Annotated in this window: 24 protein-coding genes; 13 read left to right on the top strand and 11 right to left on the bottom strand. The window is 58.7% G+C overall.

All coding sequences use genetic code 11. The features are described 5' to 3' along the window. Window positions 1-67: 67 nt before the first annotated feature. The 6 genes from LGH70_RS14845 to LGH70_RS14820 all read right to left on the bottom strand — a co-directional run bounded on the left by LGH70_RS14845 (window position 68) and on the right by LGH70_RS14820 (window position 7,760). Window positions 68-1,180, bottom strand: coding sequence for a FecR family protein (locus LGH70_RS14845; protein WP_226187097.1), 1,113 nt, complete (start codon window positions 1,178-1,180; stop codon window positions 68-70). A 163-nt stretch (window positions 1,181-1,343) separates the two neighbouring features. After that, the gene (locus tag LGH70_RS14840; RefSeq protein WP_226187094.1) at window positions 1,344-2,186 is read right to left on the bottom strand and encodes a DUF4249 domain-containing protein; all 843 of its coding nucleotides are present in this window, start codon (window positions 2,184-2,186) and stop codon (window positions 1,344-1,346) included. Window positions 2,187-2,214: 28 nt separating this feature from the next. Then, window positions 2,215-4,575, bottom strand: a complete 2,361-nt coding sequence (locus LGH70_RS14835; RefSeq protein WP_226187091.1) for a TonB-dependent receptor — start codon at window positions 4,573-4,575, stop codon at window positions 2,215-2,217. Window positions 4,576-4,785: 210 nt separating this feature from the next. After that, window positions 4,786-5,511 (bottom strand): head GIN domain-containing protein, encoded by a 726-nt coding sequence (locus LGH70_RS14830; RefSeq protein WP_226187088.1) that lies wholly within the window; start codon window positions 5,509-5,511, stop codon window positions 4,786-4,788. Window positions 5,512-5,769: 258 nt separating this feature from the next. Continuing rightward, window positions 5,770-6,351: an RNA polymerase sigma-70 factor gene (locus LGH70_RS14825; RefSeq protein ID WP_226187085.1), complete on the bottom strand. Its 582-nt coding sequence runs from the start codon at window positions 6,349-6,351 to the stop codon at window positions 5,770-5,772. 119 nt (window positions 6,352-6,470) lie between these two features. After that, window positions 6,471-7,760 (bottom strand): MFS transporter, encoded by a 1,290-nt coding sequence (locus LGH70_RS14820; protein ID WP_226187083.1) that lies wholly within the window; start codon window positions 7,758-7,760, stop codon window positions 6,471-6,473. A 272-nt stretch (window positions 7,761-8,032) separates the two neighbouring features. On the opposite strand from LGH70_RS14820, the gene LGH70_RS14815 reads away from it, so the two are divergent. From LGH70_RS14815 to nth, 5 genes are all read left to right on the top strand, one after another. After that, the gene (locus LGH70_RS14815) at window positions 8,033-8,464 is read left to right on the top strand and encodes a hypothetical protein (RefSeq protein WP_226187080.1); all 432 of its coding nucleotides are present in this window, start codon (window positions 8,033-8,035) and stop codon (window positions 8,462-8,464) included. A gap of 86 nt (window positions 8,465-8,550) precedes the next feature. After that, complete coding sequence (locus LGH70_RS14810) at window positions 8,551-9,123, top strand: DUF6799 domain-containing protein (RefSeq protein WP_226187077.1); 573 nt, start codon at window positions 8,551-8,553, stop codon at window positions 9,121-9,123. A 311-nt stretch (window positions 9,124-9,434) separates the two neighbouring features. Next, on the top strand, window positions 9,435-10,070 hold the full coding sequence (locus LGH70_RS14805) for an RNA polymerase sigma factor (RefSeq protein WP_226187074.1): 636 nt from the start codon (window positions 9,435-9,437) through the stop codon (window positions 10,068-10,070). Further along, window positions 10,009-10,239, top strand: coding sequence for an anti-sigma factor (locus tag LGH70_RS14800; protein ID WP_226187072.1), 231 nt, complete (start codon window positions 10,009-10,011; stop codon window positions 10,237-10,239). The genes LGH70_RS14805 and LGH70_RS14800 overlap by 62 nt, the downstream gene beginning before the upstream one ends. 162 nt (window positions 10,240-10,401) lie before the next feature. Further along, complete coding sequence (gene nth / locus LGH70_RS14795; RefSeq protein ID WP_226187070.1) at window positions 10,402-11,091, top strand: endonuclease III; 690 nt, start codon at window positions 10,402-10,404, stop codon at window positions 11,089-11,091. A gap of 43 nt (window positions 11,092-11,134) precedes the next feature. Here the strand turns inward: nth and LGH70_RS14790 are convergent, their stop codons facing one another. Further along, on the bottom strand, window positions 11,135-12,340 hold the full coding sequence (locus LGH70_RS14790; RefSeq protein ID WP_226187068.1) for a glycosyltransferase family 4 protein: 1,206 nt from the start codon (window positions 12,338-12,340) through the stop codon (window positions 11,135-11,137). Window positions 12,341-12,434: 94 nt separating this feature from the next. Next, window positions 12,435-13,454, bottom strand: a complete 1,020-nt coding sequence (gene gldB, locus LGH70_RS14785) for a gliding motility lipoprotein GldB (protein ID WP_226187067.1) — start codon at window positions 13,452-13,454, stop codon at window positions 12,435-12,437. Window positions 13,455-13,538: 84 nt separating this feature from the next. On the opposite strand from gldB, the gene LGH70_RS14780 reads away from it, so the two are divergent. Then, entirely contained in the window at window positions 13,539-14,225 is a 687-nt protein-coding gene (locus LGH70_RS14780; protein WP_226187065.1) for a porin family protein, read from the top strand. A gap of 90 nt (window positions 14,226-14,315) precedes the next feature. Here the strand turns inward: LGH70_RS14780 and LGH70_RS14775 are convergent, their stop codons facing one another. The 3 genes from LGH70_RS14775 to LGH70_RS14765 form a co-directional block, all read right to left on the bottom strand. Beyond that, on the bottom strand, window positions 14,316-15,926 hold the full coding sequence (locus LGH70_RS14775) for an Rne/Rng family ribonuclease (protein ID WP_226187062.1): 1,611 nt from the start codon (window positions 15,924-15,926) through the stop codon (window positions 14,316-14,318). Window positions 15,927-16,250: 324 nt separating this feature from the next. After that, entirely contained in the window at window positions 16,251-17,147 is an 897-nt protein-coding gene (locus LGH70_RS14770; protein WP_226187059.1) for a tetratricopeptide repeat protein, read from the bottom strand. Between the two features lie 77 nt (window positions 17,148-17,224). Beyond that, entirely contained in the window at window positions 17,225-17,530 is a 306-nt protein-coding gene (locus LGH70_RS14765; protein WP_100338688.1) for an HU family DNA-binding protein, read from the bottom strand. Window positions 17,531-17,776: 246 nt separating this feature from the next. Between LGH70_RS14765 and mutY the strand changes: the two genes are divergently transcribed. The 7 genes from mutY to LGH70_RS14730 all read left to right on the top strand — a co-directional run bounded on the left by mutY (window position 17,777) and on the right by LGH70_RS14730 (window position 26,495). Continuing rightward, a complete protein-coding gene (mutY, locus tag LGH70_RS14760; protein WP_431357425.1) occupies window positions 17,777-18,817 on the top strand; it encodes an A/G-specific adenine glycosylase in 1,041 nt (346 codons plus the stop codon). Between the two features lie 95 nt (window positions 18,818-18,912). Beyond that, window positions 18,913-19,347: a single-stranded DNA-binding protein gene (locus LGH70_RS14755; RefSeq protein WP_226187053.1), complete on the top strand. Its 435-nt coding sequence runs from the start codon at window positions 18,913-18,915 to the stop codon at window positions 19,345-19,347. Between the two features lie 155 nt (window positions 19,348-19,502). Further along, window positions 19,503-20,099 carry a gliding motility lipoprotein GldD gene (gene gldD, locus LGH70_RS14750; protein WP_226187050.1) on the top strand — a complete coding sequence of 199 codons (597 nt, stop codon included), beginning with the start codon at window positions 19,503-19,505 and terminating at the stop codon, window positions 20,097-20,099. A 57-nt stretch (window positions 20,100-20,156) separates the two neighbouring features. After that, window positions 20,157-22,253: an ATP-dependent DNA helicase RecG gene (recG, locus tag LGH70_RS14745; RefSeq protein ID WP_226187047.1), complete on the top strand. Its 2,097-nt coding sequence runs from the start codon at window positions 20,157-20,159 to the stop codon at window positions 22,251-22,253. Window positions 22,254-22,969: 716 nt separating this feature from the next. Beyond that, window positions 22,970-24,421: a hypothetical protein gene (locus LGH70_RS14740; protein WP_226187046.1), complete on the top strand. Its 1,452-nt coding sequence runs from the start codon at window positions 22,970-22,972 to the stop codon at window positions 24,419-24,421. After that, on the top strand, window positions 24,422-24,742 hold the full coding sequence (locus LGH70_RS14735) for a hypothetical protein (protein WP_226187044.1): 321 nt from the start codon (window positions 24,422-24,424) through the stop codon (window positions 24,740-24,742). 139 nt (window positions 24,743-24,881) lie between these two features. Continuing rightward, window positions 24,882-26,495, top strand: coding sequence for a T9SS type A sorting domain-containing protein (locus LGH70_RS14730; RefSeq protein ID WP_226187041.1), 1,614 nt, complete (start codon window positions 24,882-24,884; stop codon window positions 26,493-26,495). Window positions 26,496-26,535: the final 40 nt, after the last annotated feature.

Below are 26,535 nucleotides of genomic sequence, written 5' to 3'. Positions count from 1 at the left end.
GCGGTCCGGAAAGCTGTTATTCAGGGCCACAACGCAGCCGCGGCAACCAAGCCGCGCTGCCCCGGGGTTACTCGCAGCCGCTGCCGCCGAGGGTGTAGCCCGTCAGGGCGTCGCCGCTCAGGGTGGCATTGGTCGCCACGCTCACGACCTGCAGCACCTGGGCCGGGTTGGGCTGGCGGAAGGTACCAGTGAAGCGGCATTTCAGCAGGGCTTTGTCGGCCACGGTGATGGGCGTGCCGTAGGTGGTGCGCAGCGTGCGGATGACGTGGGCCAGGGAAGCATTGTCGAAGGCCAGCTCCCCGGTTTGCCAGGCCCGGAAGTTGGCATCAGCCGCGGCACTCTGGCGCACCGGGGCCGGAGCCACCGACTTGGGCGCGGCCTGCAGCACCCCGCGCATACCGGGCAGCAGCAGCACCGAATCCTGCTGAGGCTGGGTGCGGCTGGCAAAAGCCACCTTGCCCGTCACGACGGCCACTTCCACGGAGTCTTCGCCCGGGTAGGCCCGCACGTTGAACGAAGTGCCCAGCACGCGGGTGCGCGAGGCAGCGCTAAGCACCGTGAAGGGATGCTGGGGGTCTTTCCGCACCTCGAAAAAGGCTTCACCGGTCAGCTGCACTTCCCGCGCGCCGCCGAAGTCAGCGGCGTATTGCAGTCGGGAGTTCTTATTAAGCCACACCCGGCTGCCGTCGGGCAGAGCAATGACCCGCTTCTGAGCGCCGGCCGCCACCACTACCGGCGCCTGGGGCAGCAGCTCGCGCCGGAAGCTCCGGAAAGCATACACGGCCCCGATTAGCAGCAGAATAACTGCGGCTACGCGCAGCACCGCCGGCATGGCCCGCGGCCGCATCGGCACGACCCGGCCAGTCGGCTCCCCAACAGTTTCCGGAGGCTCGGCTGTTGGGCGGCTTACTTGCATCGGCGGCTCGGCCACGGACTTGGCACCGGTCATTTTTGGGCGGAACCGTTGCCAGGCCGCGTCCACATCGGCCTCGCTGAAGAGCCCGGTGACTGCCGCGGCGCCCGTCCGCTCCCAGGCCCGGGTGGCGTCGGTGAGCAGGCCCAGGCGCTTGGGGTCGGCCGACACCCAGGTGCGCAGCTGCTCCAGCTCGTCGGGCGTGGCTTCGCCTGCCAGGTGCTTGGCCAGCAACTCCCAGGGCGCCTCAGACTCGGGGTGGAGCATTGTCGGGGTGGTTTGTGGGTGGGGGTTTTAGTTTTTGGCGGTTTAGGCGTAAGGTCCGAACAGCAGCCGATAACGCAAAGATGTCATTGATTCCAGAAGAACCCTATACAGTGGTCAGCATCGACGGGCCAAAAGCCAGCACGAACAACCAAAAACTAACCTGCTACTCAATCACCAACGAATCGGTGCGCAGGGTGTGGCCGGCAAAGTAGCCCACGGCCGCCTTTTCCGAGCCGGGCTGCACGTTGCGGACGTTGGTGCGCACGTTGGCCGGTGGAGTCGAAAACAGGCCCACGTTGTTGATCTGCGTGGCCATTTCGTTCAGGAAGTAGAAGTAGTCGCGCGGAATGGACAGGGCCTCCACGCGCACTTTGTCGCCTTTCTTGAACAGCACACCGCCCGCGCCTTCCTCTTCGGTCAGCTCCACGCCGTTGATGTATTTGCCGTCCACCATTTCGTCGTTGGTCACAATCAGGTCGCCGGGCTGGTTGAGCTGCTGGCCGTTGTGGTACACCTTGAACTGGTAGTAGTCGCCCACGCCGGGCAGTTCCTCCCCGTAGTAGAGAATATAGTAGCCCTCGCCGTCGGTCGGTGATTTGGCCCGGTATTCGGCCCGGATACTGTCAATTTCCGGGGTGCGGCGGATTTCGGTTTCGGCCCGGTACTCCTCCCCTTCCGCCCGGATGGTCAGCACGTACTGGTTGCCGATTTTTCCTTGCAGCGTACTGGTAGCATAGCGGCCGGGGCTGACTTCCTTCAGTGTTTCGCGGCGGCCTTCGCTGTCTTCCAGCGTCAGCACGGCGCCGGTTACGCGGGGCAGCTCGGCCTCGTCGAAGTAGGGGGCCGTTTTGGTGAGCGTGACGTAGTAGGGCCCGGGCTGGTCGGTGATGGCGCCTTCCACGGCCAGCAGGGGCTTGCCCTCGGGAATATCGACCTGCACCACGTCGAGGCAGCTGGTGAGCGGGAGCAGGCCGACGGCAAGCAGAAAAGCCAGAATACGGTTCATACGCATGGTATTTTAGGAGCCCGCGGGCTTAGAAGTTGAAGTTGTAGGACACCGAGGGCAGCACCGAGCCAAACACGGCCAGCCGCACGGCTTCGGTTTTGGCCGGATTGTCCTCATTCTGCCGGAAATAGATACTGTAGGCATTGCGGCGGGCGTAGGCATTGTACACCGAGAACGTCCAGCTGCTGTGCCAGCGCTTGGCCGGGTCAATCTTGCCTTCGCGGGTGGCGGCCAGATCGAGGCGGTGGTAGGCGGGCACGCGGTAGTTGTTGCGCACGTCGCCGTTCACGTTGGGCACCACTAGGCCCTGGTACACGTAGCGCGAATCGGGGAAGGTGGTAGCAATGCCGGTGCTGTAGCTGAACGTGCCGGATACCGTCCAGCGCTCCGACAGGCTGTAGATGCCCACCACCGAGAGGTAGTGCGTCTTGTCGTACTTGTTCACGTACCAGTTGTTGTTGTTGATACCATTTATCTGCCGCTCCGAGCGGCTCAGGGTGTAGCTGACCCAGCCCGTGAGCTTGCCCTCGTTCTTTTTCAGGTAGAACTCGGCCCCGTAGGCCCGGCCCCGGCCGTAGAGCAGCTCGGCCTCCAGGTTCTTGTTGAGCAGCGTGTTGGCCCCGTTGATGTAGTCGATCTGGTTGTCCATGCGCTTTCCAAATACCTCCACGCTGGCCTCGTAGGCATTGTCGCGGAAGTTGCGGAAGTAGCCCACCGCAATCTGGTCGGCGTGTTCGGGCTTGATGTTGTTGGTACTCGGCGTCCAGACGTCCAGGGGCGAGGAGGCCGTGGTATTCGACACCAGGTGAATGTACTGCACCATGCGGTTGTAGCTGGCTTTCAACGAGCTGTTGTCATTCAGCACGTAGCGCAGCGAGGCCCGGGGCTCCAGGTTGGGGTAGCGCTTGATGAGCTGGCCGCTGCCGTACTGGCGCGGGTTCACCGGGGTTTTCTGGCGGCCGTTGGGCCCCTCGTAGTCGTAGACGGTGCCGCCGCCGAGGTAGTCGAACATGCTCAGGCGCAGACCGTACTGGGCCGAGAGCCGGGGCGAGAAGGTCTGCTCGTTATCCATGTAGGCGCTGTATTCCACGGCCTGCTGCTCGTCGAGGGCAATGGTGCGGAAGATGGAATTCTCCGCAATGGGCGTCACGCGGCCGGGCAGGAAGGTGTAGTAAATGGCTCCCGCGCCGAAGTTGAGCGTGCTCTGGGGCGTGCGGTAGTAGTTGAAATCGGCCTTGAGGCTGTAGTTCACGATGTTCGACTTCCAGTCGAACGACTGGTTGCCCTCGGGCACGCCCAGGCCGTAGTCGTACTTGCTCACGAGGGCCGTGGCGTTGGCAAACAGCTTGGAGCTGAACACATGGTTCCAGCGCACGGTGCCGGTGCGGTTGCCCAGCGTGTTCTTGAACGCCTTACCAAAGGCAAACACGTCGCGCCCCAGGTAGCCCGACACGTACACCCGGTCTTTCTCGCCGAGGATGTAGTTGGCCTTGGCCGAGAGGTCGTAGAAGTAGGCCTGGTTGTCTTTCTGGTCGGGCACGAACTTGAGGAACAAGTCGCCGTAGGAGCGGCGCCCGGCCACGATAAATGAGCCTTTGTCCTTCACAATCGGCGCTTCCACCGCTAGGCGCGACATAATCAGGCCCACGCCCCCGCTCACCCCGAGGCGCTGGGTGTTGCCTTCCTTCATGCGCACGTCGAGCAGGCTTGAGAGCCGGCCGCCGTACTGGGCCGGAATGCCGCCCTTCACCAGCTTGATGTCCTTCACGGCATCGGGGTTGAAGGTGGAGAACAGGCCGAACAGGTGGGAAGCGTTGTAAATCGGGGCCTCGTCGAGCAGAATCAGGTTCTGGTCGACGCCACCGCCGCGCACATTGAAGCCCGAAGCCCCCTCGCCCACCGTGCTGATACCGGGCAGCAACTGAATGCTACGAATCACATCGACCTCGCCCAGCAGGGCCGGCACCAGCTTCACGGTTTTCATGTCGAGCCGGTTGGTGCCCATTTCCGTGCTTTTCACGTTTTCATCGGGCTTTTTGCCCGTTACCACCACTTCGTCGGTCTGCAGGCCCTGGGTGCCGAGGCGCACCGAGCGGGTCAGGTTTTCGGTGAGCGTGAGCGTCACGTTCTGCGCCTCGTAGCCCAGAAAAGTGTAGGTAATAGTATAGGTACCCTGGGGCAGCGTGAGCGAGTAAAAGCCGTATTCGTTGGCCGTAGCACCCACGCTCAGGCTCTTGACCACCACGCTGGCACCCACCAGGGCCTCCCCGTTGGCGGCGTCCTTGAGGTAGCCACTCACCGTGACTTTGGCAGTTGCCGGCGCCTGGGCCCGGACCGGAGGTTTCAGCCCCAGAAAAAGCAGACAGAAAAGCGGGATAAAACGAAGCATAATAGGGGTTGTTAAGCAATAAGAAAGGCGAAGTGAAGCAGCAGATGCTTGGGCTGAGCCGGCTAAAATCGACGGGACGATTTTGGAAACGGACCCGTCGATTTTCAAAATCGTCCCGTCCGTTTGGGCAAGTCGACGGGTCCGTTTTTAAAAGCCATTACCAGTTTTGTCGCCAGACATAGTTATGTCCGGAGCAAAGCCCCGACGGCGCTAGTTGGCATCGACCACGCGGCCCGAGCCGGAGGTATGCACCGTCAGGGCGGGGCGGCCTTTGTAGTAGACCGCGCCCGAGCCGCTGATAGAGGCGTAGAGGCTTTGCGTGGCCGTAAGGCGGGTACTGCCCGAGCCGCTCATGCGGACTTCCGCGGCCTGCACCGTCAGCGTAAACGCCTCTACCGCGCCCGAGCCGCTCAGGTGCCCGTCGTAGCGGGCGGCGTCGCCGGCCAGCCGCACCCAGCCCGAGCCGGAGATGTCGGTGCCCAGGCTCTGCACCCCGAGCAGGCTCAGCTCCACGCTGCCCGAGCCGGAGAGGCTGATGCTCAGCTTATCAGCCCGCCAGGTGTTCTGCCCGATGATGTGGCCCGAGCCCGACACCGACACGCTGCTCAGGGCCGGCGTGGAAATAAAGATCTTGATGGGCTCGTGGCGGCGCACGTTCACGCGGCCGTAGCCGATGGATAGCCGCTCGCCACTCACGTTGGTTTCCAGCACGTCCAGAATGTTCTGCTGAGCCTCGATGCGCACGGCGCTGGTGGGGCCCTGGGTCAGGTACAGGTCGGCATCCACGGCCAAATCGAGGCGGGAGAAGCCCGACACGGTGCGGTTTTCCGCTACCACCGGGCCCGAGCCGGTTATTTTGTCGGGGAAGATGTCGCCGTGGCAGCCGGCCAGCAGCAGGCTCAGCGCGAGCAGGCAGAGGGAAAGGAGTTTGTTCATAGCCGTAGTAGGTTCAGGTCAGCGAAAGGATGCTTTCATGTCCCTGACCCGCGGCCCGGCCCTTACCCCTACGCTCCCGGAAAATATTTTTTAGCGGCCTGCTTTTGTATGTAGTCAGGACGCTAAAAAGACCGTCATGCTGAGCGAAGCCGAAGCAGCTCTACCGCAATGGTAAAATTGATTTACTACTGCGGTAGAGCTGCTTCGACTTCGCTCAGCATGACGGCATACTTTCTACTTTGCAACGCCCCCTAGGCTCTACAGCAGAAACGAATACAGGTTTTTGAGCAGGCCGCTGAGCTGCTGGCGCATAATGCGCAGGGCCTTGCCCATCTGGTTCTCCACCGTTTTAGGCGAAATTTCGAGCGTATCGGCTATTTCCTGGTAGCTCATCTCCTCGTAGCGGCTCATCGTAAACACCACCCGGCACTGGGGCGGCAGCAACTCCAGCGCCGCCTCCACCGAGTCTTCGGCTTCGCGCTGGTAGAGGGCGTGCAGGGCATTATCCACGCGCGGCGCGGCGGTGGGTGGGGCATCGTCCCAGGCCACCTGCCGCTTGCCCCGCTCCTGGTAGCGCAGGGCCGCGTTCAGGGCCGCCCGGTACAGGTAGGCCCGGTAGGTGGTGCTGATGGTCAGCGTGTCGCGCCCATTCCAGACGCGCAGAAACACATCCTGCAGCAGGTCCTCCGTGGCCTCTTTGTCCTTTATCACGCGCTGAATAACGCTGCCCAGCGGCCGGTAGAACTCCCGGAACAGCAGCTCCATAAAGGCTTCGGCATCGGTACCTTGCAGGTGGGCAAGCCGGGCTTCTAAAGCGTCTGGAGCATCGGAAGTAGCCATAGCGCGGGGTGGCCGCAAAGCCAGTAGCTGCCGGAAAGTGGCATAATTCAGGGGCAAAGCTACACTATATAGCGTTTCCTCTACCCTTTCATCACATACTTATGCGACGCCCACCCGGCTTAGACTACCGGCTCGGGCTTTTTCGGGGTCATATCCAGCCGGCGCAGCTTGTCGGCCCGCCAGGTCGTAATCAGCACCACCACGATGGTCATGATGCCGCCAAACACCACCGAGCGCACCACGCCCATCAGCTTGGCCGCCGCCCCCGATTCGAAGGCCCCGATTTCGTTACTGGAGCCAATAAAGATGTTGTTCACGGCCGATACCCGCCCTTTCATGTACTCCGGGGTAAAGGTGTGAATCAGCGTGGAGCGCACAATAACCGACACCGAGTCGAACACGCCCGTCAGGAACAGCAGCCCCAACGACAGCCAGAAATTGGTCGACAAGGCAAAGGCGATGGTGGCGGCCCCGAAGCCGGCCACGGCCCAGAGCAGCTTGCGGCCGGCGTGGCGCTTTAGGGGGAAATAGGTCAGCACCACGGCCATCAGCACCGAGCCCACGGCCGGCGCGGCCTCCAGGTGGCCCAGTCCGGCCGCTCCCACTTTCAGAATATCGACGGCGAAAACCGGCAGCAGGGCCACGGCTCCGCCAAACAGCACGGCAAACATATCCAGGGCCAGGGCCGCCAGTACCAGCTGGTTGCTGAAGATGAACTTGAGCCCGCTCAGCACGCTCTCCTGCAGGCTCAGCTTCTCGCCTTCCCGCTCGGGCAGGGGCCGCGAGGCAATGCCGGCAAACTGCAGCACCGCCAGCAGCAGCAGCCCGGTGGCTACGGCGTAGGAATTGGCCACGCCCAGGTGGGCCACCAGGTAGCCCCCGATGGCCGGACCCAGCACTGCCGAGGCCTGATACGTGGTGCTGTTCCAGGTAATGGCGTTGGCCAGCTTTTCGCGGCTGGGCAGCAGCTGGGGCATAAAGGAAAACAGGGCCGGCCCCAGAAACCCCCGGGCAATGCCGCTAATAAAAATAACGATGTAGAGCGGCAGCGTGTACAACGAGCCCTTGGCCAGCAGCGGCAGCCCCGCCGGAGAAGCCAGGGCCCACAGCGCCGCCGCACACAGCAGCAGCACCGTCACGGTCACCATGATGATGTTTTTGCGCTTCACCGAGTCGGCCACGTGGCCCGCGTAGAGCGACACGCCGATGCTGGGCAGGGCCTCGGCCAAGCCGATAAAGCCCAAAGCCAGCGGGTCGTTGGTCAGCCGGAATATCTGCCAGGCAACCACCAGGCCCTGCACGCGGGTGGCGACCGTGAAGCACACCCGGGCCGAAACAAGCCGGCGAAAATCAGGAATGCGGAGGGCCGCGTAAGGGTCGTGAGGTGTGAGCGAGGATTCAGCAGACATAAAGCAAGCAACGAATAGAATAGACGGCGGGCAAAGGTAACGCGAATGCCGGGGCATCAGGCACGGCGCAGCTTACGAATCAAGCCGACCAGGAAAAGCGCAGGTCGGTAAACCCGCCGAGGCCGGCCAGGGTTCTGCTCCGGGTGAGCGTGGGCGGGACTGGCGCCTCACCTGTCACCGGAGCCCTTGGAATCAGGCCTAAATTTTCTATCTTACTAGCCTGAGCTACCGCTTTTTATTCGCGCCGCGTACTTGGCTTACCCGTTTTCCTGATGCCCGTACCCACCGTTACCGTTGTTGCCGATTTTGTGGAGCTCACCCTGCGCGAAGACCTGGGTACCCTGCTCGGCCGCTGGCTGCGGCAGGTGAGCTGCCAGGAAGTACAGCAGGGTTATGAAGCTACGCTCCGGGTGGCTGAGCCCAAGCGGGTGCGCTACTGGCTACTCGATTTGCGCCGCCGGGGCACGCTCACCGAAGATTCCACCGAGTGGGTACTATCCACCTTTCTCCCCCGGCTTACCCCGCTGCTCGGCGGCCGCGTCTACCTGGCCTTTCTCCTGTCGCCGGCCCATTTAAGCAGCATCGACCAGGAAAACGGCGCCCCGCTGGTGTCCAACGCCGACTGTCACGTGCGCCTGTTCAGCGACGAAGGCCTGGCGGCTGAGTGGCTGGCCCGCCGCCGCGCCCACGATACCAACGCGTAACCTTGCGCCGGCAAAGCGCGTCAGCAGAAAAAGCGGAAGCAGCCCGCCAGCTCTTCTGCGTTTCTCACTCTTGCTCGTTTCCCGCCATGCCCCACCTTGTCCTCGCCTGTTTTGTCTTCGGCAGCCTCGCGCTGACGGCCGCTCCCGCGCTGGCCCAAACTGCCCCAGCGGCCACTACCCAGGCCGCTTCGCTCAAGGATGGCGTCGTGCGGCGCGGTGGGGTTACCCTGCGGCTGCAGGCGGGCCAGACTACCCGACTGTCGGCCCCGGTTACGATGGACAATGGCCTGGTTGTACGCCCCGACGGCATTATGATAGGCAAAGATGGGTCGCGCCAGATGCTGCCGGAAGGCAAAGCCGTGAACATGCAGGGCGTGGTCGTCAACTTCACCGATGATATGATGTCGGCGCCGGCCATTGAGCAGCATGCGCGCCAGGTAACCGGCCAGCCCACCGAAACCCGTCTGCCCGGCCCTACGCAGGCGCTGGCACCCCAGCGCCTAGCCACCGAGCTGCGCCGTACCGAGCAGCGCCTGGCCCTGCTCCAGCAGCTCTCCGACCGCCTCGCCGAGCGTACTACCGCCGCCGTTGGCTCCAACGCCGCGGCCGCCCCCATTGACAGCAAGTTGCAGCAAATCGATTCCCAACTACGGCGCTGAACCCGGAAGCCAGCCTGTGTACGAAGCCCGCTAATGCGGGCTTTTTTGTCATTTAGGTGCCCGCGCAAACGAATTTCGACGGGGTTAATTTTACTGCTTTGTAGCTCAACACTAAATAGTTGATAGAAACTATTCGATAAATCAGTATAAAAAGCAGAAATTATTTTGCTTTTGACGCAACCATCCATTGCGAATGGTGTAGCCGTTTTCTACATTTGGAAACTTCATCCCTCCTTCCGCAACGTTCTCAATTTCACCGGCAACTGCACTCTATGGCCTAAAGCTCTACGTTCCTCTAACCCGTAGCCTTTATGGACACCATGCAGCCGAGCGATTCCGCTCTCATATCCCTTTACATCGCCGGTAAGGAAGATGCCTTTGCTTTATTGTTAGATCGGCACAAAAGCCGCGTTTTCACCACTATCATGCTGATTGTGCGCGATGAAGACGTTGCCGAAGATTTGCTGCAGGATACGTTTATCAAAGCTATCCACACCATGAAGAGTGGCCGCTACAATGAGGAAGGCAAGTTTTCTTCCTGGATCTGCCGTATCGCTCATAATCTGGCCATTGACTTTTTCCGGCGCGAAAAACGTAGCCCTTTATTGAGCCTCGATACAACAAGTCATGCGTTCAACTCGTTGTCGTTGGCAGAAGAGGGAGCCGAGGCAACCATCACCCGTGAGGAAACCCACGCCCGTCTTCGCGAGCTAATCCAGGACCTGCCCGCCGTGCAGAAAGAAGTGCTCATCATGCGCCACTACGGCGACATGAGCTTTCAGGAAATTGCGGATGCAACCGGAGTGAGCATCAATACAGCGCTGGGGCGTATGCGTTACGCGCTGATCAACCTGCGGAAGAAGATGGCCGCACAACCCGTTTTCTATGATCAAAACCTTTACCCACGAGAAACTGCTCCGGTACGTATACAACGAATTGCCGGCTAACGAGCACCAGGAAGTAGAGCGCGCCCTGCTCCACGATGCCGAACTGGCAACTGTGTGCGCCGACCTCCTACTCGCTCAGCGCTGCCTGGATGGCCTCAAAAGTGCCCCCAGCAAGCGCACCACCGATTCGATCTTACAGTACTCCCGCACCTTTCTCAAGGCTGGGTAAAGATTAAACTAGCTTCCGTCATCCTGAGCCTGCAAGCCTATTGCTCGCCAGCGCACCTCCTACTACCGGGGTTCGTATGGTCGGGCCAGGGTTCTGCCGGGCTCAGGATGACTTTTTTTGCCCTTACTTTGCCGCTCTCATAGTGCTTATTAGCTTTCTGCCATGCGCAAGCCCGAGCGGTTCCGCCACTTCCTCAACTACTTCACCACTCACTTTCCCGAGCCCAAGACGGAGCTGGTGTATGGCAACCCATACGAGTTGATTGTGGCCGTGGTGCTCAGCGCCCAGTGCACCGATAAGCGCGTCAACCAGATTATGCCGGCCCTGCTGGAGCAGTTTCCAACACCAGCTCATTTGGCCTTGGCCTCAGCCGAAGAAATCTTCCCGTTTATCCGCAGCGTTTCTTACCCGAACAACAAAGCCAAGCACCTGGCCGGGTTGGGCCGCCTATTAGTGGAGGAATTCAACTCCGAAGTTCCCAGCACGATTGAGGAGCTGCAGCGGCTGCCGGGGGTGGGCCGCAAAACGGCCAACGTTATTGTCTCGGTGATTTATAATCAGCCCGCCATGGCCGTCGATACCCACGTGTTTCGGGTGTCGCACCGGCTGGGGCTGGTACCGCAGAAAGCAACCACACCGCTGGCCGTGGAGAAGGAGCTAGTGCGTTATATACCCGAAGCACTGATTCCGAAGGCCCACCATTGGCTTATTCTGCACGGCCGCTACGTGTGCGTAGCCCGCTCGCCTAAATGCGGAATCTGCCCGCTTAAGGGCTTTTGCAAGTATTACGCTACGCATTTCGGCAAACCGGCTGCCGAAGACTCAAGGCCAGAAAATACGGTAGAAGTCTGATTATTCTGGCCTAACAGTACAACTTAGTATAAAAGCAGTTCTCTCAGGTTTTAAGAGTAACCGTTTCTAGGATTTCCTGGATAGTGGTAGCTATCTGCAGTCGATCGAACTGGGCAATAGCGACGAGTTGGCCTTTCTGTCCAGCCTGCGCTAGCTTCTCTGGCTGGCTCAGTACTTCTGCCAGCAGCTCCCGCAAAATCGCTGCATTGCCTGCTGGCGCATACCAGCCACAGCTTTGCTGCTCTACCAGCTCTTTGGTCCAGCCCCGGTTAGTGACTACCACGGGCGTACCAACAGACAGGCTGTCGTAGAACTTGGCGGGTGAATTAGCGTCCAGCACCGGGAGGTCCAGAAAGGAAACCACGGATATATCGGCCAGCTTAAACCAGGCGAAAACAGCGTGGCGCGGCTGGGGCGCAATGAGGCGAATACCGGCACAACGCGCGGCGGCGGCCCGCACCAGGGGCTCATGAAAGCCCAGGCCCATGAATAGCCATACCACGTCCGGCTGGCGCAGCACCAGTTGCTCGGCGGCCGCTACCAGCGTGGGAATATCATTGGCCCGGCCGAAAGTGCCGGCATAGAGAACAATCTGCTTGCCGGTCAGCCCGTATTCAGCCCGCAGTGTAGCCACGGCTTCCGGAGTGGCCAAAGCAGCCAAATCCAGGTCCGTACCGTTGAGCACCGTGGTGATTTTGCGGCTGGCAATGCCTTGCTCTTCGACGTAGCGCGTCATATCCGGTGAGAGCGGCAGGATGTGGCTGGCACTTTGGTACAAGCTTTTCTCCAGCGCAAACAGCCGGTTTCGGGCCCAGCGGGTGGGCACGGCGCCCATGGCAATCGGAAAAGACGGCCACAGATCCTGCACCTCAAAAACCCAGGGAATACGGCGCCGCCGGGCCACCTGTGCGGCGGCCCAGGCGGCTGTCAGTGGTGTGGATATGCCCCAGATAACGTCGGGCTGCTCTAGGCGCAGGCCTTCCCGCACGGCGTAAGCGGCATATTGCCCAAACGACAACACCCGCCGGGCCACGCCCATCTTATTCTCGTAGGGTACTTCGGCGGCCCGCATTTCCACTCCTTCCGGCAGCCAGGGGTACTGCCGGGTCAGGCGCTGTGCTTCCCAGGTGCGGGTAGTAATGAGCGTAACGCGGTGGGCCTTCGCCAGGTGCGCCAGCAGGGAATAGTGACGACTTGTTGCCGGGCAGTCAGGATTGGTGTGATACTGGCTGAAAACGGCAATGTGCACGGCAGAAGTGAATAAGGATTGGCAAGCGTTAAAGTGTGCATTGTGGAGCCATACCCTGGGTCACCCAATTGATATTCCCCTGCAACAGCCCGGACTACTTTCTCTTTGGCCGGTAGCGCGACTCGTTCAGGATGCGCTGGGGGTCTTTCTGGGCCATCAGCTGGGCCAGCGTCACGTTGGGGTGCTCGGCCATATACTTGCGCACAATCTGCCAGCCCACCCAGGCACCTACCCGACCAGGGCAGCTTTTGTCGATTTCGGGCACGTTGGGCCGCTCCCCGATATACTTCTGAATCGTGAACGGGCTGGTGTTATAGAGCAGCTTCTTCTCGATAAAGTGCGCCCACACCTTGCCCTCGTTGAACTGCAGATTCGCCAGCTCCTTGTCCGTGAAGCCAATCAGCAGCGTATCGGCGGTGCAGGGCAACACCTTTTCGGCGAAATACAGCGACTTCCCAAACTGCACCATTTCGCTGAGCATGGTCTGGTCGGTCAGCTTCTTCTGGTTGTACTTGCTCGAAATAGCCAGGGCCGCGGTGGGTACCAAATAAGCTGGCTCGTAGCGGCGCAGGATATAATCGGGCACGTTGGGCCGGTAGCTGGCCTTGGCGCCGGCAAAGAAGTCGATACTCAGCACCATCAGACTGTCATTGACGAACAAATCCTGACTTAGCCCGCTCACAAACGTCTTGACCGGCGGCACCGGAAACTTCGGGAAGTAGTAGCGCACGTGCTGAAACAGTTGCTCGAGCTGGTTCTGCAGGGCGTTGGTATCCCTGAATGCCGCTTCCGAGTCCTGACCCAGCTTGCGCAGTCCCGGCTCAGTGGCTAGCCCAACCAGCTGCTTGGCCAGCACGTCTTCGGAAGGGAATTGCTTGCGCCCCAGAAAATAGGTGGTAAACGCTGGTTGCTGCCGCAGAAACTGCTTGGCCTCGGCCACGTTCTTTATCCGAAAGAACGGCTGCTCCAGCCGCTCCAGTCGCACCGTCACGGGCACTTTGGCCACTTCCGGGTCGGCCGAGCAGGTTTCGTTGGACGTGCAGCCGCCGAGCGCCAGGCCGGCACCCAGAAAACAGAACAGTAAACGGCGGAGGTAGGCAGGAATGTAAGTCACGCTTCTATCTTTAGGGCGAAAATAGCCAAAACGAAACGCCGCATGGCTGTCTTTCGTCTAAAGCCTGACTCTTTTCCTATTCTCATGAAAAAATTGCTTCTCGCAGCGTTGGTATTGGGTGCATCGGCTGGCACTGCTTCGGCTCAGGTTGAAATCGGCCTGAAACTGTCTCCTTCCATTGCGTTCCTGCGCGCCGATGGCCCCACAGGATATAGATTCCAGAACGAAAAAAGCAAAGTAACGCTGGGCGGCGGTCTGGTGGTCGACTATTTCTTCGGCCAAAACTACGCCTTCAGCACCGGCGTCTGGCTTACCGGAAAGGGCGGTACTATTTCTTACCTGGATATGAGTGCCCCGGGCAGCACCACAATGGTTACCAAAGAGCAGAAAATCGGCCTGCAGTACCTGGAAGTGCCAATTACTGTCAAGCTGTTCACCAACGATATTGCCACTGATACCAAGCTGTATTTCCAGCTGGGCGGTACTCTGGGTGGCACCATTGCCAACCGCATCAACGGGGAGAAGCGCTACACCGATGATGCCACGGGCAAAGAAACCGAAGCTTCCAAGCACTTCATCGTGCCCGATGCCTCCGCCCTGCTTGGCGCTGGCGTCGAATACCAGCTGGGCCAGAGCACCAAAGTGTTTGGCGGCCTTTCCTACCACCGCGGCCTGCTCAACATCGACAAGTATTTTGACAAAGACCGGGGCTTTAAGGACGTTAACCTCAAGAACAACGAAATTGCCCTGGACTTAGGACTGAAGTTCTAGAGACCAGCTTACCACACGAAAAAGCCCTTGCCGCTCATTCCGAGTAGCAAGGGCTTTCTTCTTATCAGGAAGGTTTTCGCAGAAAAACCGTCAATCAGTAATTTCTTCCACCTCCCGGTCCTGGAGGCGGCTCATGGCGGCGGCGGGGGAATGCAATTCGATTTCCTCGCCCCGCTCATCCTCGATGCGGTAGTCGGTGAGGCCCAATGAAGTGTCCTTCATGATCTTCACCCACTTATAATACTTCAAATACCACTTCATCTGCTTCGACACCAATCCCTTGGTGTAATAAGCGTGCAGGAAGGGGTGCACGTACAGCGTGATGCCCGACTGGTTTTGGGTAACCAGCAGGTCCTCAATGCTGTTGTCGATTTCGTCCGTTACGAGGATAGAGGCCGAAATCTTGCCCGTGCCGCCACAAGTGGGGCACACTTCACCGGTCACGATGTTCTCGGCGGGGCGCACGCGCTGCCGCGTAATCTGCAGCAGCCCGAACTTGGTAATAGGCAGAATCGTGAAGCGCGCTTTGTCGTTCTTCATGATGTCCTTCACGGCATCCTCCACCTTTTTGCGACTATCGGCACTCTTCATGTCGATAAAATCGACGACGATAATGCCGCCCATGTCGCGCAGACGCAGCTGCCGGGCTACCTCCTTAGCCGCCAGCATGTTGATCATGAGAGCCGTAGCCTCCTGGTCACTTTCCTGGTTGCTCTTGTTGCCCGAGTTGACATCGATAACGTGCAGGGCCTCGGTGTGTTCAATCACCAAGTAGCCGCCGCCCGGTACCGTTACGGTTTTGCCAAACAGGGTCTTAAGCTGCTTTTCAATCCCGACGTGCTCAAACACTTTCACCTTGCCGGTGTGAAGCTTGAGCAGGCCGAGCCGGTCGGGGGCAATTTTCTGGAGGTAACTGCGCATCTCCTCATACATCGGCGCCGAATCCACGGTAATGGAGTCGAAGCTTTCGTTGAGCATGTCGCGAATCATCGAGCTGGTGCGGCCCAGCTCACCCAGCACCTTGTCGTTCGGCTTGGCCGTGCGCAAGGCAGTGAAGAGCTGTTCCCAGTTGGCCGTCATGCTCTGCATATCCCGGTCGAGCTCAGCCACCTCCCGGCCTTCGGCCACGGTGCGGATAATCACGCCAAAATTGTCGGGCTTGATAGAGGCAATGAGCCGCTTGAGCCGCTCCCGCTCCGTCTTGCTGACGATTTTCTTGGATACGCTAATCGTATTCGAAAAAGGAACCAGCACTAAGTAGCGGCCCGCCATGGAAATATCCATAGACAAGCGCGGCCCCTTGGTGGAAATCGGCTCCTTCACAATCTGAACCAGCAGCTGCTGGCCCTTCTTAAAAACGTCGGCGGCCTTGCCGACTTTGTCGAGCTGCCCTTCGAACTGGAAGTTCTTGAGCGCCCCGACGGTAATTTTCTGCGATTGTACGCCTCTGCTCCACTTTAGCAGCGAAGGAAAGTTCTCCCCCAGGTCGCCGTAGTGCAGAAACGCGTCTTTTTGATACCCAATGTCAATGAACGCGGCGTTCAGACCGGGCATAACTTTCTTGACCGTGCCCAGGAAGATGTCACCAACGGAATAGTTGGTGTCGTTGCGGTCAAAGTGGTATTCAATGAGCCGCTTATCCTGGAGCAGGGCAATCCGTTCTCCTTCCTGAGTAGAATTAATGACTAATTCGTTACTCAATGGGTCAGATAAGTTAAGAGAGCACCGAAACCAGCCCCAGCCCTATCCCCCGAAACCGTCAAAGGGAAGCCAGTGCGCAAGGCACCAGCTTCCCTTTTTAGCCACGGGAAAAGCGAACTTTTAGCCACTCTCGAGATACTCTACGTGAGAGATAGACGGCCTAAGGTTAAAGCGTTTAACCGGCCGCCAGCAAACCCGAACAGGGCTTACTTCTTCTTGTGACGGTTCTTGCGCAGACGCTTCTTCCGCTTGTGAGTGGCAATCTTATGACGCTTTCTCTTTTTACCGCAGGGCATGTTGATGAGGTTAGGGTTGTAAAAAAACTTAATTCAATTTCTGCAATTGCTCGTCCACCGAGGCCGTGAAGCCGGGGTCCGTGCTCAAGCTTTTGGCCTTGGTAAAGGCCTTGCGGGCATCTTCCTTGGCACCGGTCAGGGCCAAAGATACGCCCAAGTAGAACTGCCCGTTGGCGTTTTCCGGATTTACCACCGTCAACTCCCGGAACCGCTCCACTGCTTTGTCGTTCTGATTGCTCCGCAACGAGAGAATACCCAGGTTATAGATAGCCTCTTCGTTTTTGGGGTCAGCGGCCAGCACTTCGCGCAACAGAGTTACGCCCGCCACCGGATTATCGCTGGCCATCAGGGCCATACCCAGGTTGGTTTTCGCCTTGAGGTTATCGGGATTGTTTTTCAACACCCGCTCATAGAGCTCCTTGGTTTTGGCACCTAGCAGCTTGGCGCGCTCTTCTGTCGTAGCAAAGCTGAAGGCTTCGTAGTAGGCATCAGCGGCGCGCTGCAGGGTCTGCTCGCCGGGGCGGGCCATAGCAATCTGCTCGAAATAGTAGCCGGCGCTGTCGAATTTCTCAACGGCCCGGTACTTATCCGCCAGATCCGAGGCCAACCGCAGCTTGGCAGCGGGGTCGCGCTCCGCCGAATACTTAGCCAGCAAGGCTCCAATTTCGCGGCGCTGCTCCGGAGCTACCGCCATGTGCGGCTGCTCTGGGGTAGCACCGGCGGGTGCGCCGCCTTCTACGGATGACGTAGAGGGAGTTGCTGCGCCGTTGTCACGGTTGGCCGTGCGGGCCGCATCCTGCTGGTTCAGCTCCTTTTTACCCTCCTTGGGTTTCACAATTCCCTTCGGCAGCAGAAACAGACCGGCCACCAGCGCGAGGGCGACGGCCAAAATAAGGAGCTGATGCGAGGAAGGACGTGAAGCCATGAGGAAAAAGCAGGCCGCCGGGCTCCCAAACTTGGAATCCCCGGCGGCTCGGCCGGCAATGTTACGAAGAAAGAAAATTAGGCCTGAGCCGTCTCTTTGATCTTCTTGCTGTTTTTGATCTTACCGATGAACGTCTTCGAGGGCTTGAAGCTCGGGATGAAGTGCTCGTCGATGATGATCGAAGTGTTTTTAGAGATGTTACGAGCGACTTTCTTTGCCCGCTTTTTGTTTACGAAGCTGCCAAAGCCACGCACGTAAATGTTGTTGCCGTCGGCCATCGAATCCTTTACCACTTTGAAAAATGCTTCAACGGTAGCCGATACGTCGGTCTTCTCAATGCCGGTCTTGTCGGCGATTTCGGCGATTACTTCTGCTTTAGTCACGCTGGTATGTGTACTAAGGTGTGAAAAATGTATGCTGGGCAAAAACTCCCGAATCAAAACGTAAGCCCTTGCCCGGTAGGCTTTTCGCTTGAGAATTCGGGCCACAAAGGTAGTCTGCTTTTTTGGTTTTGCAATACTTTTTCCGCAATCCACTTAGCGTCCCATTTCTTCTTCAAACATCTATATATCAAACATTTGCATCTTTCCGTTCTTGCTCCTGCCCATCCCTATTTTGCCCAGGCACTCTTGGAATGGTACCCGCGGCACCGCCGCGACCTGCCCTGGCGCCATACCCGCAACCCGTATGTCATTTGGCTTTCGGAAGTTATTCTGCAACAAACCCGCGTGAAGCAGGGCCTGCCCTACTACCTCGACTTCATCTCGACTTACCCCACGGTGCACGACCTGGCGGCTGCTCCCGAGGATGAGGTGCTGCGCCATTGGCAGGGGCTGGGCTATTATTCCCGGGCCCGCAACATGCACCACACGGCCCAGCAGGTTGTCCGGGAGTATCAGGGAGTTTTTCCTACTACCTATACCGAATTACTCAGACTCCGCGGCGTGGGCCAGTACACGGCGGCGGCCATTGCTTCCTTTGCCTTCGGTGAAAAAGTGGCCGTGCTGGATGGCAACGTGTATCGGGTCTTGGCCCGCGTGTTCGGCATTGCATCCGATATAGCGGTGCCGGCTACCCGCAAGGAGTTTCAGGCCCTAGCCGACACGCTGATACCCGCCGCCGCTCCTGATGAGTTCAACCAGGCTATTATGGAGTTTGGCGCCATTCAGTGCACGCCCCTAAAGCCGGACTGCCTGTTTTGCCCCTTGCAAAGCCAGTGCTATGCCTTTCAGCACGGTATGGTGCAGGAACTGCCCGTGAAGAGCAAAGCCAAAGCCAGCCGCACCCGTTACCTCCATTACATAGTATTGCGCCACGGCGACACGCTGTATTTGAAGAAACGTGCTGCCAAGGATATCTGGCAAGGTTTGTACGATTTCGCGCTGGAGGAAAATGACGCCGCCGAGTTGCCGGCCGTTGACTTGGTTGGTGCTGTATCCAGGCTGGGCGGGCAGATGGCTACAGACAGGGCCGAGGAGCCGGTTTTGGCTCTGCGCCACGTGCTTAGTCACCAGAAAGTGGAGGCCCGTTTTCACGTGGTCTGGCTGGCGCAGCCGCTTCCGCCCGAGGCCTTGGCAGCCTCTGGCTTGGCACCATTCACTCCCGAGGAAGCGCACGACTTGCCAAAGCCGGTACTAATTGCTAATTATATTGACAAATCATGGAAATAAAAGCTAAAATATTTGGTTATATAATCAGCATTAGCTATTTTTATAAGAGGTAAATATATTTTATCGACAACGTTCAACTACTTAACAACCAAGCAATGGCTGGCATCAACAAAGTAATTCTGGTAGGCAATCTGGGTAAAGACCCTGAGGTTCGTCATTTGGAAGGTGGCTCAAGCGTAGCGCACTTCACACTAGCTACCAATGACTACTACAAAGACAAATCCGGCAACCGTGTGGAGCGGACCGAATGGCATAATATTACGGCCTGGCGCGGCTTAGCCGAAATGGCCGAGAAGTACCTCAAAAAGGGGCAGCAGATCTATGTCGAGGGTAAGCTGCGCACCCGCCAGTACCAGGACAAGGACAACCAGACGCGCTACATCACCGAAATAGTGGCCGATGAGATTTCCATGCTGGGTGGCCGCCCGCAGAACGACACTCAGGCCAGCAACGGTCAGCAGGGTAACGAACATCCGGCAGAAGCCCAAACCTTCCGGCAGGAACCCGAAATCGACCAATTGCCTTTTTAAGGTCTTTTCCTTGCTGTGTAAAGCCCTGGCACATTGCCGGGGCTTTTTGCGTTCAGCTACAGCAGTCCGGAAGGCTGCTTTTTTCATCCCTCTTGCTGCCACTGGCTGCCTACCTGATTCTGGTTACCTTTGAGTAGTCAACCCGCATTGCCCTAATGCCCATATTCTCACTTTCGCGCGGTCTGAGCGCCGTTCTGGCCATTGGCCTGCTGCTGAGCAGTTGCTCATCACCCGCCGATTATACGCCCAAGCCCAAAGGCTACAACCGCATCGACCTGCCGGTGGCCAGCTACCAGCAGTTGGCCGCTGGGCGCCCCTATACGTTTGAGTATTCCCGGCAGGCAAAAGTGCTGCGCGACTCGTCGTATCTGGCTCAGCCGCATTGGATCAATATTTATTATCCCAAACTGCAGGCCAACGTGCAGATTACTTACATGCCCATCAACCACGACAGGAAGTACTTTAACAAGCTGCTGGAAGATGCGCGCAAGCTCACGGCCAAGCACCAGATTAAGGCTTCCGCTATTGATGAGAGCGTGATAAAAACGCCTAGTGGACTACGGGCAGCGGTTTTTGAGCTGTCGGGAGAGGTACCCAGCCAGTTTCAGTTTTATACCACCGACAGCACCACGCACTTCTTCCGCGGCGCCCTGTATTTCCGCACGGCTACGGCCAACGACTCGCTGGCGCCGGTTATCGACTACGTGAAGAAGGACGTGGTCCATATGCTCAACACCCTGAAATTCCGCTAGCTTACTGGCCGCCTGTTCGCGCAGGCACAGACGCCTTATCAAGCCGGCAGCTTTTGCATGAGTAGCTTTTTCAATACCAAAATCGAGAGCCTGCGGGGCGTGGGTACCCAGCGGGCCACGCTGCTGCAGAAGGAGCTGAACATCTTCACCTACGGCGACCTGATTCAGCGCTACCCCTTCCGCTACCTCGACCGGACGCAGTTTTACCAGATTGTTGACCTGCACGAGGACCTTCCTTACGTGCAGGTGAAAGGCGTATTGCGCAACCGTGAGGTTATCGGCGAGGGGCCCAAGAAGCGTATCGTCGCTAAGGTTTCGGATGGCAGCGCCGAGCTGGACCTGGTGTGGTTCAAGGGCGTGAATTACCTGGAAAAGGTGATTAAGAACCACCAGGAGTACATCGTCTTTGGCAAGCCGACCGTGTTCAACGGCCGGCCCCAGATGGCGCACCCCGACCTGGAAGAGGTAACCGAGGCCAAAGCCGGGCAGAGCTACCTGCAGCCGGTGTACAATACCACCGAGAAGCTCAAGAACTACCACCGCATCGATAGTAAGGCCATTGCGCGAATGACGAGCGACCTGCTCAAAATCGCGCTGCCCCACGTGCAGGAGTCCTTGTCGCCCGATCTGATTCGGCACTACAACCTGATGGGCAAGGCCGAAGCCTACCAGCAGATTCACTTTCCGCAGAGCACCGAACTGCTGCAGGCGGCCCGGTTCCGGCTCAAATTTGAGGAGCTGTTTTACGTGCAGCTCAAGCTGCTGCGCCAGCGCGACCAGCGCAAAGTGACCCTGGCGGGCCAGATTTTCAAGGAAGTACCCACGCTGGTCGACTTCTACAAAAACCACCTCACCTTCGATCTGACCGGTGCCCAGAAGCGGGTAATCCACGACATTTACAAGGATTTCTGCGCCGGCAAGCAGATGAACCGCCTGCTGCAGGGCGACGTGGGCTCGGGCAAAACCATTGTAGCTTTCATCTCCATGCTCATGGCCGCCGACAACGGGGCGCAGAGCTGCCTGATGGCGCCCACCGAAATCCTGGCCGACCAGCACTACGTGGGCCTGAAAGCCTACGCCGACCAGCTGGGCATCAAGCTGGGCAAGCTCACGGGCAGCACCCGCACCTCGGAGCGGCGCGTGCTGCACGAGCAGCTGCGCGACGGCACCATGCACATGCTGGTCGGCACGCATGCGCTGCTGGAAGACGTGGTGCAGTTTCGCAACCTGGGCCTGACGATTATGGATGAGCAGCACCGCTTTGGCGTGGCCCAACGCTCGAAGCTGTGGCAGAAAAACCCGCACGTAATTCCGCACGTGCTGGTCATGACGGCCACACCCATACCGCGTACCTTGGCCATGACGCTGTATGGCGACCTGGATGTATCCGTTATTGATGAGTTGCCCGCCGGCCGCAAGCCCATTGTGACCGTGCACCGCTACGACGCTAACCGGCTGAAGGTATTCCAGTTTATCCGCGACCAGATCAACCTGGGACGGCAGGTCTATATCGTGTACCCGCTGATTGAAGAGTCGGAAACGCTGGACTATAAAGACCTCACCGACGGCTACGAGAGCGTGGCGCGGGCCTTCCCGGAGTTTGAAATCAGCATTGTGCACGGCCGCATGAAGGCTGAGGAGAAAGACTACGAGATGCAGCGCTTCGTGAAGCGCGAAACCCAGATTATGGTGGCTACCACCGTTATTGAAGTGGGCGTAAACGTGCCGAATGCCTCGGTAATGGTCATCGAAAGTGCCGAGCGGTTTGGCCTCTCACAGCTGCACCAGCTGCGGGGCCGCGTGGGCCGGGGCGCCGACCAGAGCTACTGCATCCTGATGACGGGCTACAAGCTCAGCAAAGACAGCCGCACGCGCATCGAGACAATGGTACGAACCAATAACGGCTTCGAAATTGCCGACATCGACCTGAAGCTGCGCGGCCCCGGCGACCTGATGGGCACCCAGCAAAGCGGCGTGCTGGATCTACTGATTGCGGACCTGGCCAAGGATGGCCGCATCCTGACCGAATCGAGGGCGGCGGCCCAGCAGCTGCTCATGGAAGACCCCGGCCTGAGCCTGCCACAAAACCAGAACATTCGCCGCCACATCGAGTCCTTACCCCCCACGGCCGTCAACTGGAGCCGAATCAGCTAGCCCCCGGGCAGGCTACCGAAACGTTTGCGCATAAAAAAGGCGACTTAAATAAAGTCGCCTGCCGGTTTATTCGAATGCTTCTGCGGAACGAGAAGTAGTAGTGGGGGCCGTGGCCTGCCACAATCGGCTGCCGCCGCCATGTGAGACATTCTCTAACCTTACCTGTCGGGTAAAGAAGGATGCGGCCCGCACGGGCGTTTGCTGGGGCTCTACCTTGGCCGCCGCAACTGGAGCAGCAGGGCCTTTAGCCAACTTACCAACTACAATCAGGGCGAAAAGCAGAACGAATTTTAGTAAAAACTTCATAGGTCAGGGTACTTAATAACAAGCTGCGCGGCCGTCACAAAGTTTGGGCCAGAAGCTGGATTTACAGCGAAAAAACAAAATTTTGATCATCAGTCGTGTACGATCTACACGAGGCCAACAACCAGGCAAAGTATTCGAGCTGTTCAGATGAGAAGACCATTGTATTCAAAATCTACAATACTTCCTCTCGAGCTAAGTGCGTAGTACCAGTCGTTACTTTTGGCAAAGTAACGCACGAATACCCTTAGTTTGGGCTATCGAAACGTTATGATAGCATGAACAAATCGTGATACCTCAGGCCGGTTGCCATCGGGGAGCGTGGCCTTTACGGGCGGCGGCCAGAGATGGATACCTTTGGAGAGTACATTTTTTTGTTGTTTGCACTTTTTTCAACCTAACTACCTTTTTACGTGCGCTTTAAATTTCTTCTTCCGATTTGTGCGCTGCTGGCCGGTCTGCTGGCGGAGCCCGCAGGAGCCTTGGCCCAAAAGGTAAAATCCGTACCGTTCAGCTACCTCCCCGAAAGCACAGAAGACCGTTACAATCAGCGGGTAACGCGCAAAATGCTACCCGTAGCCAGCGGCGGTTTTGTCATTCTGGCCCATAAGTCGGCCACGCAGTATGCCGTGGAGCGCTACGATGCCGAACTGAAGCAATTGTGGACCACACCCGTGCCGGTGGCCGAGGGAGAAAGCGTGGAGGCGTTTGGCCGCGGCTCGGAACAGGCTTTCGTGGTAATTCACCAAAAAGACAATGCCAGCCAGAACCTTTCGGCCGTACTCGTCGACCTGCGCAATGGGCAGAAGGCCGCGCCGAAGAAGCTGATTGACGCCTCGGCGCGCGACCGGCGCCCCGGCGTGGCCATTTCCCCCGACGGCTCGAAGCTGGTGGCTTTCCGCTACCTCACCCGCGACGTGCAGATCCGGGCCATCAGCGCCACGGTGTACGACCAGAAGCTCACCAAACTTAAAGACCGCACCTACGACTTCCACGACGTGGGCGACTTCTTCTCCCCTACCGTGCACATCGGCAACGACGGCGCCCAGTACGTAGCCCTCATCAGCGACCAGATGAAGAAGCTCACCGTACGCCGCTACCTCAACGACAAGCCCGAAACCAAAATCATGTCGGTGGCCGTGGGCGGCAGCTTCGGCGGCAAGGCCGTGACGGTGTTCGACGCCAAGTTTGGCCTGCAGCCCGATAATACGCTGTATGCCGCCGCCATCTGCACCGAGCGGGAAAGTGGTCAGTACTACAGCCTCAAAGTGGTCAAGTTTGACTTCGCGGGAGAAGGCGACATGAAGTTTGCCCCCGAATTCCGCTTCACGCCTGAATACCTGGCCGAAGTAAACAAAGCCGGCCAGACCAGCGCCAAGCGCCTCGAAGACGTGTACCTCGCGGAGTTGCTGCTGACCGCGGAGAAGCAGCTAGTTGTTATTGCCGAGAAGAAGTTTGAGGAAGGCGGCGACGAGTCGCCGGTACACGCCCGGGAGCTGCACGTGTTTGGCTACAACGAGTTTCAGAGCCCGACATGGCACACGATTATTGCCAAAGATCAGGTAGCGTCGCCGGCCGAGTCGTTCACCGGTATCGGGTTCCGCGCCGCGGTATTCGGTCCGGAAATCCAGATTCTGACCCAGGAGAAAATCAAGGGCAAGTCTGATCTGTACGTGCGGCGCGTGAATGCCCAAACCGGGGTAGTAACACCCGCCAAAGGCCTGGGGCTGAGCGTAGCCAGTGACCAAAACCTGGCCTACGTGAAAGACTTCACCGGCTGGCTCGATGCCAAAACCATTATCGGTGTGAGTCGTCCCAGCAAGAAGTCGGCGGCTCTGCAGCTGAACAAGATTATCAGCAAATAGATGCTAAGCCTGTACCTGCTGGCCGATGAGGCCCCAACTCCTCGCCCATCTGACTTGTCCCGGCTTACGCCGGTAGGCACGCTGCCGGAGGAAAGCTTCCGGCTACTACAGGCCCAACGCCTGCTGGAAAGCCGGCTGGAGTATGCTGCCGGTTTCCGCTGGTCCAGCAGCCAGGCAGCAGCCAAGCTCCAGTTGCTGGCTCGGCAATTCCCGGAATTGCGTCCTACCACTTCCAGCAATGCCACGCCCGAGCAGGATTTATTCCTGGCCTTGTTGGCAGCACAGGCCCAGCAGATGGGCTTATTAGCTACTACGGGGTAAGGCGCTTGCTCTTACCAAACAACTTATTGGCACATCTAGGCAAATAATTATTATTTTTCCTAGGTGTGCCTTTATATCTTTCCGGCCTGATGCCACGTAGTACGGGGCCATACAAGTCACTCTCTTATTCTAATTACCTATGCGCATTCTTACTCCTGCGGCCAGCACCTTGCTTCTGGGCCTGATTAACACGGTTTCTTACGGGCAGGTATACTCCCTGGACCCCGGATTTGGTACGGCCGGCAAAGCCACCATTGCCTTCCCGGCAGCCGCAGCTACCGATGTTGCCACCAGCCTCGTGCTACAGCCTGATGGCAAAATCGTTGTGGCAGGCCAAAACAATGATTCTTTTGGCGTGGCGCGGCTCACCGCCACAGGTCTGCCCGATGCCACTTTTGGTACCGCCGGAACTGCCAACACGACGTTTGCGCCCCCGCTTGGTGCTTCGCCCACCATTACCATTCAATATGCCCAAGCTACAACGCTGCTGTTGCAGGCCGATGGTAAACTGGTAGCCGCGGGCCTGGTACGCTCCTCGGGCCCCAGCTACCGGGGTTATGCCCGCTATTTGCCCTCCGGTGTCCTCGATACCTCATTTGATGGGGACGGTAAGGTAATTCCATACAACAGTGAAGGTAGCCTGGGGTCCTCCGTGACTGGTCTGAAGCAGCAAGCCGACGGCAAGCTGCTGAGCATTGGCCGGCAGATGGGCCTGACTGGCTCGGTCTCCAGCCCACTATACCGCCTGGAAACCAATGGGGCCGCTGATAATACCTATACCTGGACGTATCCGTCGGCCGGACCAAACTCCAGCAATCCAATCTTCGATAAGACGGTTTCGGCTTCGGCAGTTGATGCAACTGGCCGGCTGATTACGGCCGGCGCACATTTCGTGTCCAACCAGAATTACACCGGTCCCCAAGGTCCTGCCCTGGTGCGCTACACCAACACGGGCCAGCCCGACGCAACTTTTGGCACCGACGGACTGGCTATTCTGACGGCGGCTAACGGCGGCAGCGGACTGGAATGGAAAAAAATGGCGCTGCTGCCCGACGGAAAGATTCTTGTTGGCTCCCTCAAAGTGCGTGGCGTAGGCGCCCAGCAACGAGTCGACTCCGTCAGCATTGCCCGCTACACTGCCAACGGTACACTAGACCTCGCCTTTGGTCGGCGGGGCCTGGCTACTACCAACTTCTCGGGCGTAGCTGCTACCAATGGGCAAGCCCTGAGCGGCCTGCACGTACTGCCCGGCGGCGACATCACCTACGGCGTCCTGACCGATGCTGGTACCTTCAACGTGGTTCAGGTTTCCGGTAACGGGCGGCAGGTGACGCTGCCCAGCGTTATTGCCTTGCCGGGCCTGCAGGTAGCCGACATGATTCTGCAGCCCGATGGCAAAGCCCTGCTCGTGGGTACGCAGACGGACGGCGCCGCCAAGCGCTTCACCGTGGTTCGGCTGACTACTACTGCCCTGCTGGGCACGCGCGGCCGGCTTTCGGACGCCCAGGTGCAGCTCTTCCCCAACCCGGCGGCCCAGAGCATCACCCTGCGCCTGGCCGGCATAGCCGAAAGCCAATCGTTCAAGCTCCAGGTATTCGACGTGCTGGGCCGTGAAGTACTGGCGCAGGCAGCAGCCCGGCTGGTAGGCGGCGCCGTGCAGCTTCCTTTGCAGACCCTGCGTCCCGGTAGCTACACCCTGCGCGCGCAAGGCACTGACTTTACTGTCACGCGCCAGTTCGTGCGGACGGAGTAACACTGGTAACACTGATTATGAGGCACAAAAAAGCCGCTCC

The sequence above is a fragment of the Hymenobacter nitidus genome (assembly GCF_020447315.1).
GTDB classification, from domain to species: domain Bacteria; phylum Bacteroidota; class Bacteroidia; order Cytophagales; family Hymenobacteraceae; genus Hymenobacter; species Hymenobacter nitidus.
The sequence above is the reverse complement of the archived record's forward strand: the minus strand, read 5'-3'. Positions and strand labels throughout refer to the sequence as shown.

What these genes read in the sequence shown, in the direction of transcription:
- LGH70_RS14730 (WP_226187041.1), top strand. Translation starts at nt 24,882, where the DNA reads ATGCGCATTCTTACTCCTGCGGCCAGCACCTTGCTTCTGGGCCTGATT.
- LGH70_RS14840 (WP_226187094.1), bottom strand. Translation starts at nt 2,186, where the DNA reads ATGAACCGTATTCTGGCTTTTCTGCTTGCCGTCGGCCTGCTCCCGCTC.
- LGH70_RS14780 (WP_226187065.1), top strand. Translation starts at nt 13,539, where the DNA reads ATGAAAAAATTGCTTCTCGCAGCGTTGGTATTGGGTGCATCGGCTGGC.
- nth (WP_226187070.1), top strand. Translation starts at nt 10,402, where the DNA reads ATGCGCAAGCCCGAGCGGTTCCGCCACTTCCTCAACTACTTCACCACT.
- LGH70_RS14735 (WP_226187044.1), top strand. Translation starts at nt 24,422, where the DNA reads ATGCTAAGCCTGTACCTGCTGGCCGATGAGGCCCCAACTCCTCGCCCA.
- LGH70_RS14815 (WP_226187080.1), top strand. Translation starts at nt 8,033, where the DNA reads ATGCCCGTACCCACCGTTACCGTTGTTGCCGATTTTGTGGAGCTCACC.
- LGH70_RS14825 (WP_226187085.1), bottom strand. Translation starts at nt 6,351, where the DNA reads ATGGCTACTTCCGATGCTCCAGACGCTTTAGAAGCCCGGCTTGCCCAC.
- LGH70_RS14830 (WP_226187088.1), bottom strand. Translation starts at nt 5,511, where the DNA reads ATGAACAAACTCCTTTCCCTCTGCCTGCTCGCGCTGAGCCTGCTGCTG.
- LGH70_RS14805 (WP_226187074.1), top strand. Translation starts at nt 9,435, where the DNA reads ATGGACACCATGCAGCCGAGCGATTCCGCTCTCATATCCCTTTACATC.
- gldD (WP_226187050.1), top strand. Translation starts at nt 19,503, where the DNA reads ATGCCCATATTCTCACTTTCGCGCGGTCTGAGCGCCGTTCTGGCCATT.
- LGH70_RS14820 (WP_226187083.1), bottom strand. Translation starts at nt 7,760, where the DNA reads ATGTCTGCTGAATCCTCGCTCACACCTCACGACCCTTACGCGGCCCTC.
- LGH70_RS14835 (WP_226187091.1), bottom strand. Translation starts at nt 4,575, where the DNA reads ATGCTTCGTTTTATCCCGCTTTTCTGTCTGCTTTTTCTGGGGCTGAAA.
- LGH70_RS14770 (WP_226187059.1), bottom strand. Translation starts at nt 17,147, where the DNA reads ATGGCTTCACGTCCTTCCTCGCATCAGCTCCTTATTTTGGCCGTCGCC.
- LGH70_RS14755 (WP_226187053.1), top strand. Translation starts at nt 18,913, where the DNA reads ATGGCTGGCATCAACAAAGTAATTCTGGTAGGCAATCTGGGTAAAGAC.
- LGH70_RS14800 (WP_226187072.1), top strand. Translation starts at nt 10,009, where the DNA reads ATGATCAAAACCTTTACCCACGAGAAACTGCTCCGGTACGTATACAAC.
- recG (WP_226187047.1), top strand. Translation starts at nt 20,157, where the DNA reads ATGAGTAGCTTTTTCAATACCAAAATCGAGAGCCTGCGGGGCGTGGGT.
- LGH70_RS14845 (WP_226187097.1), bottom strand. Translation starts at nt 1,180, where the DNA reads ATGCTCCACCCCGAGTCTGAGGCGCCCTGGGAGTTGCTGGCCAAGCAC.
- LGH70_RS14810 (WP_226187077.1), top strand. Translation starts at nt 8,551, where the DNA reads ATGCCCCACCTTGTCCTCGCCTGTTTTGTCTTCGGCAGCCTCGCGCTG.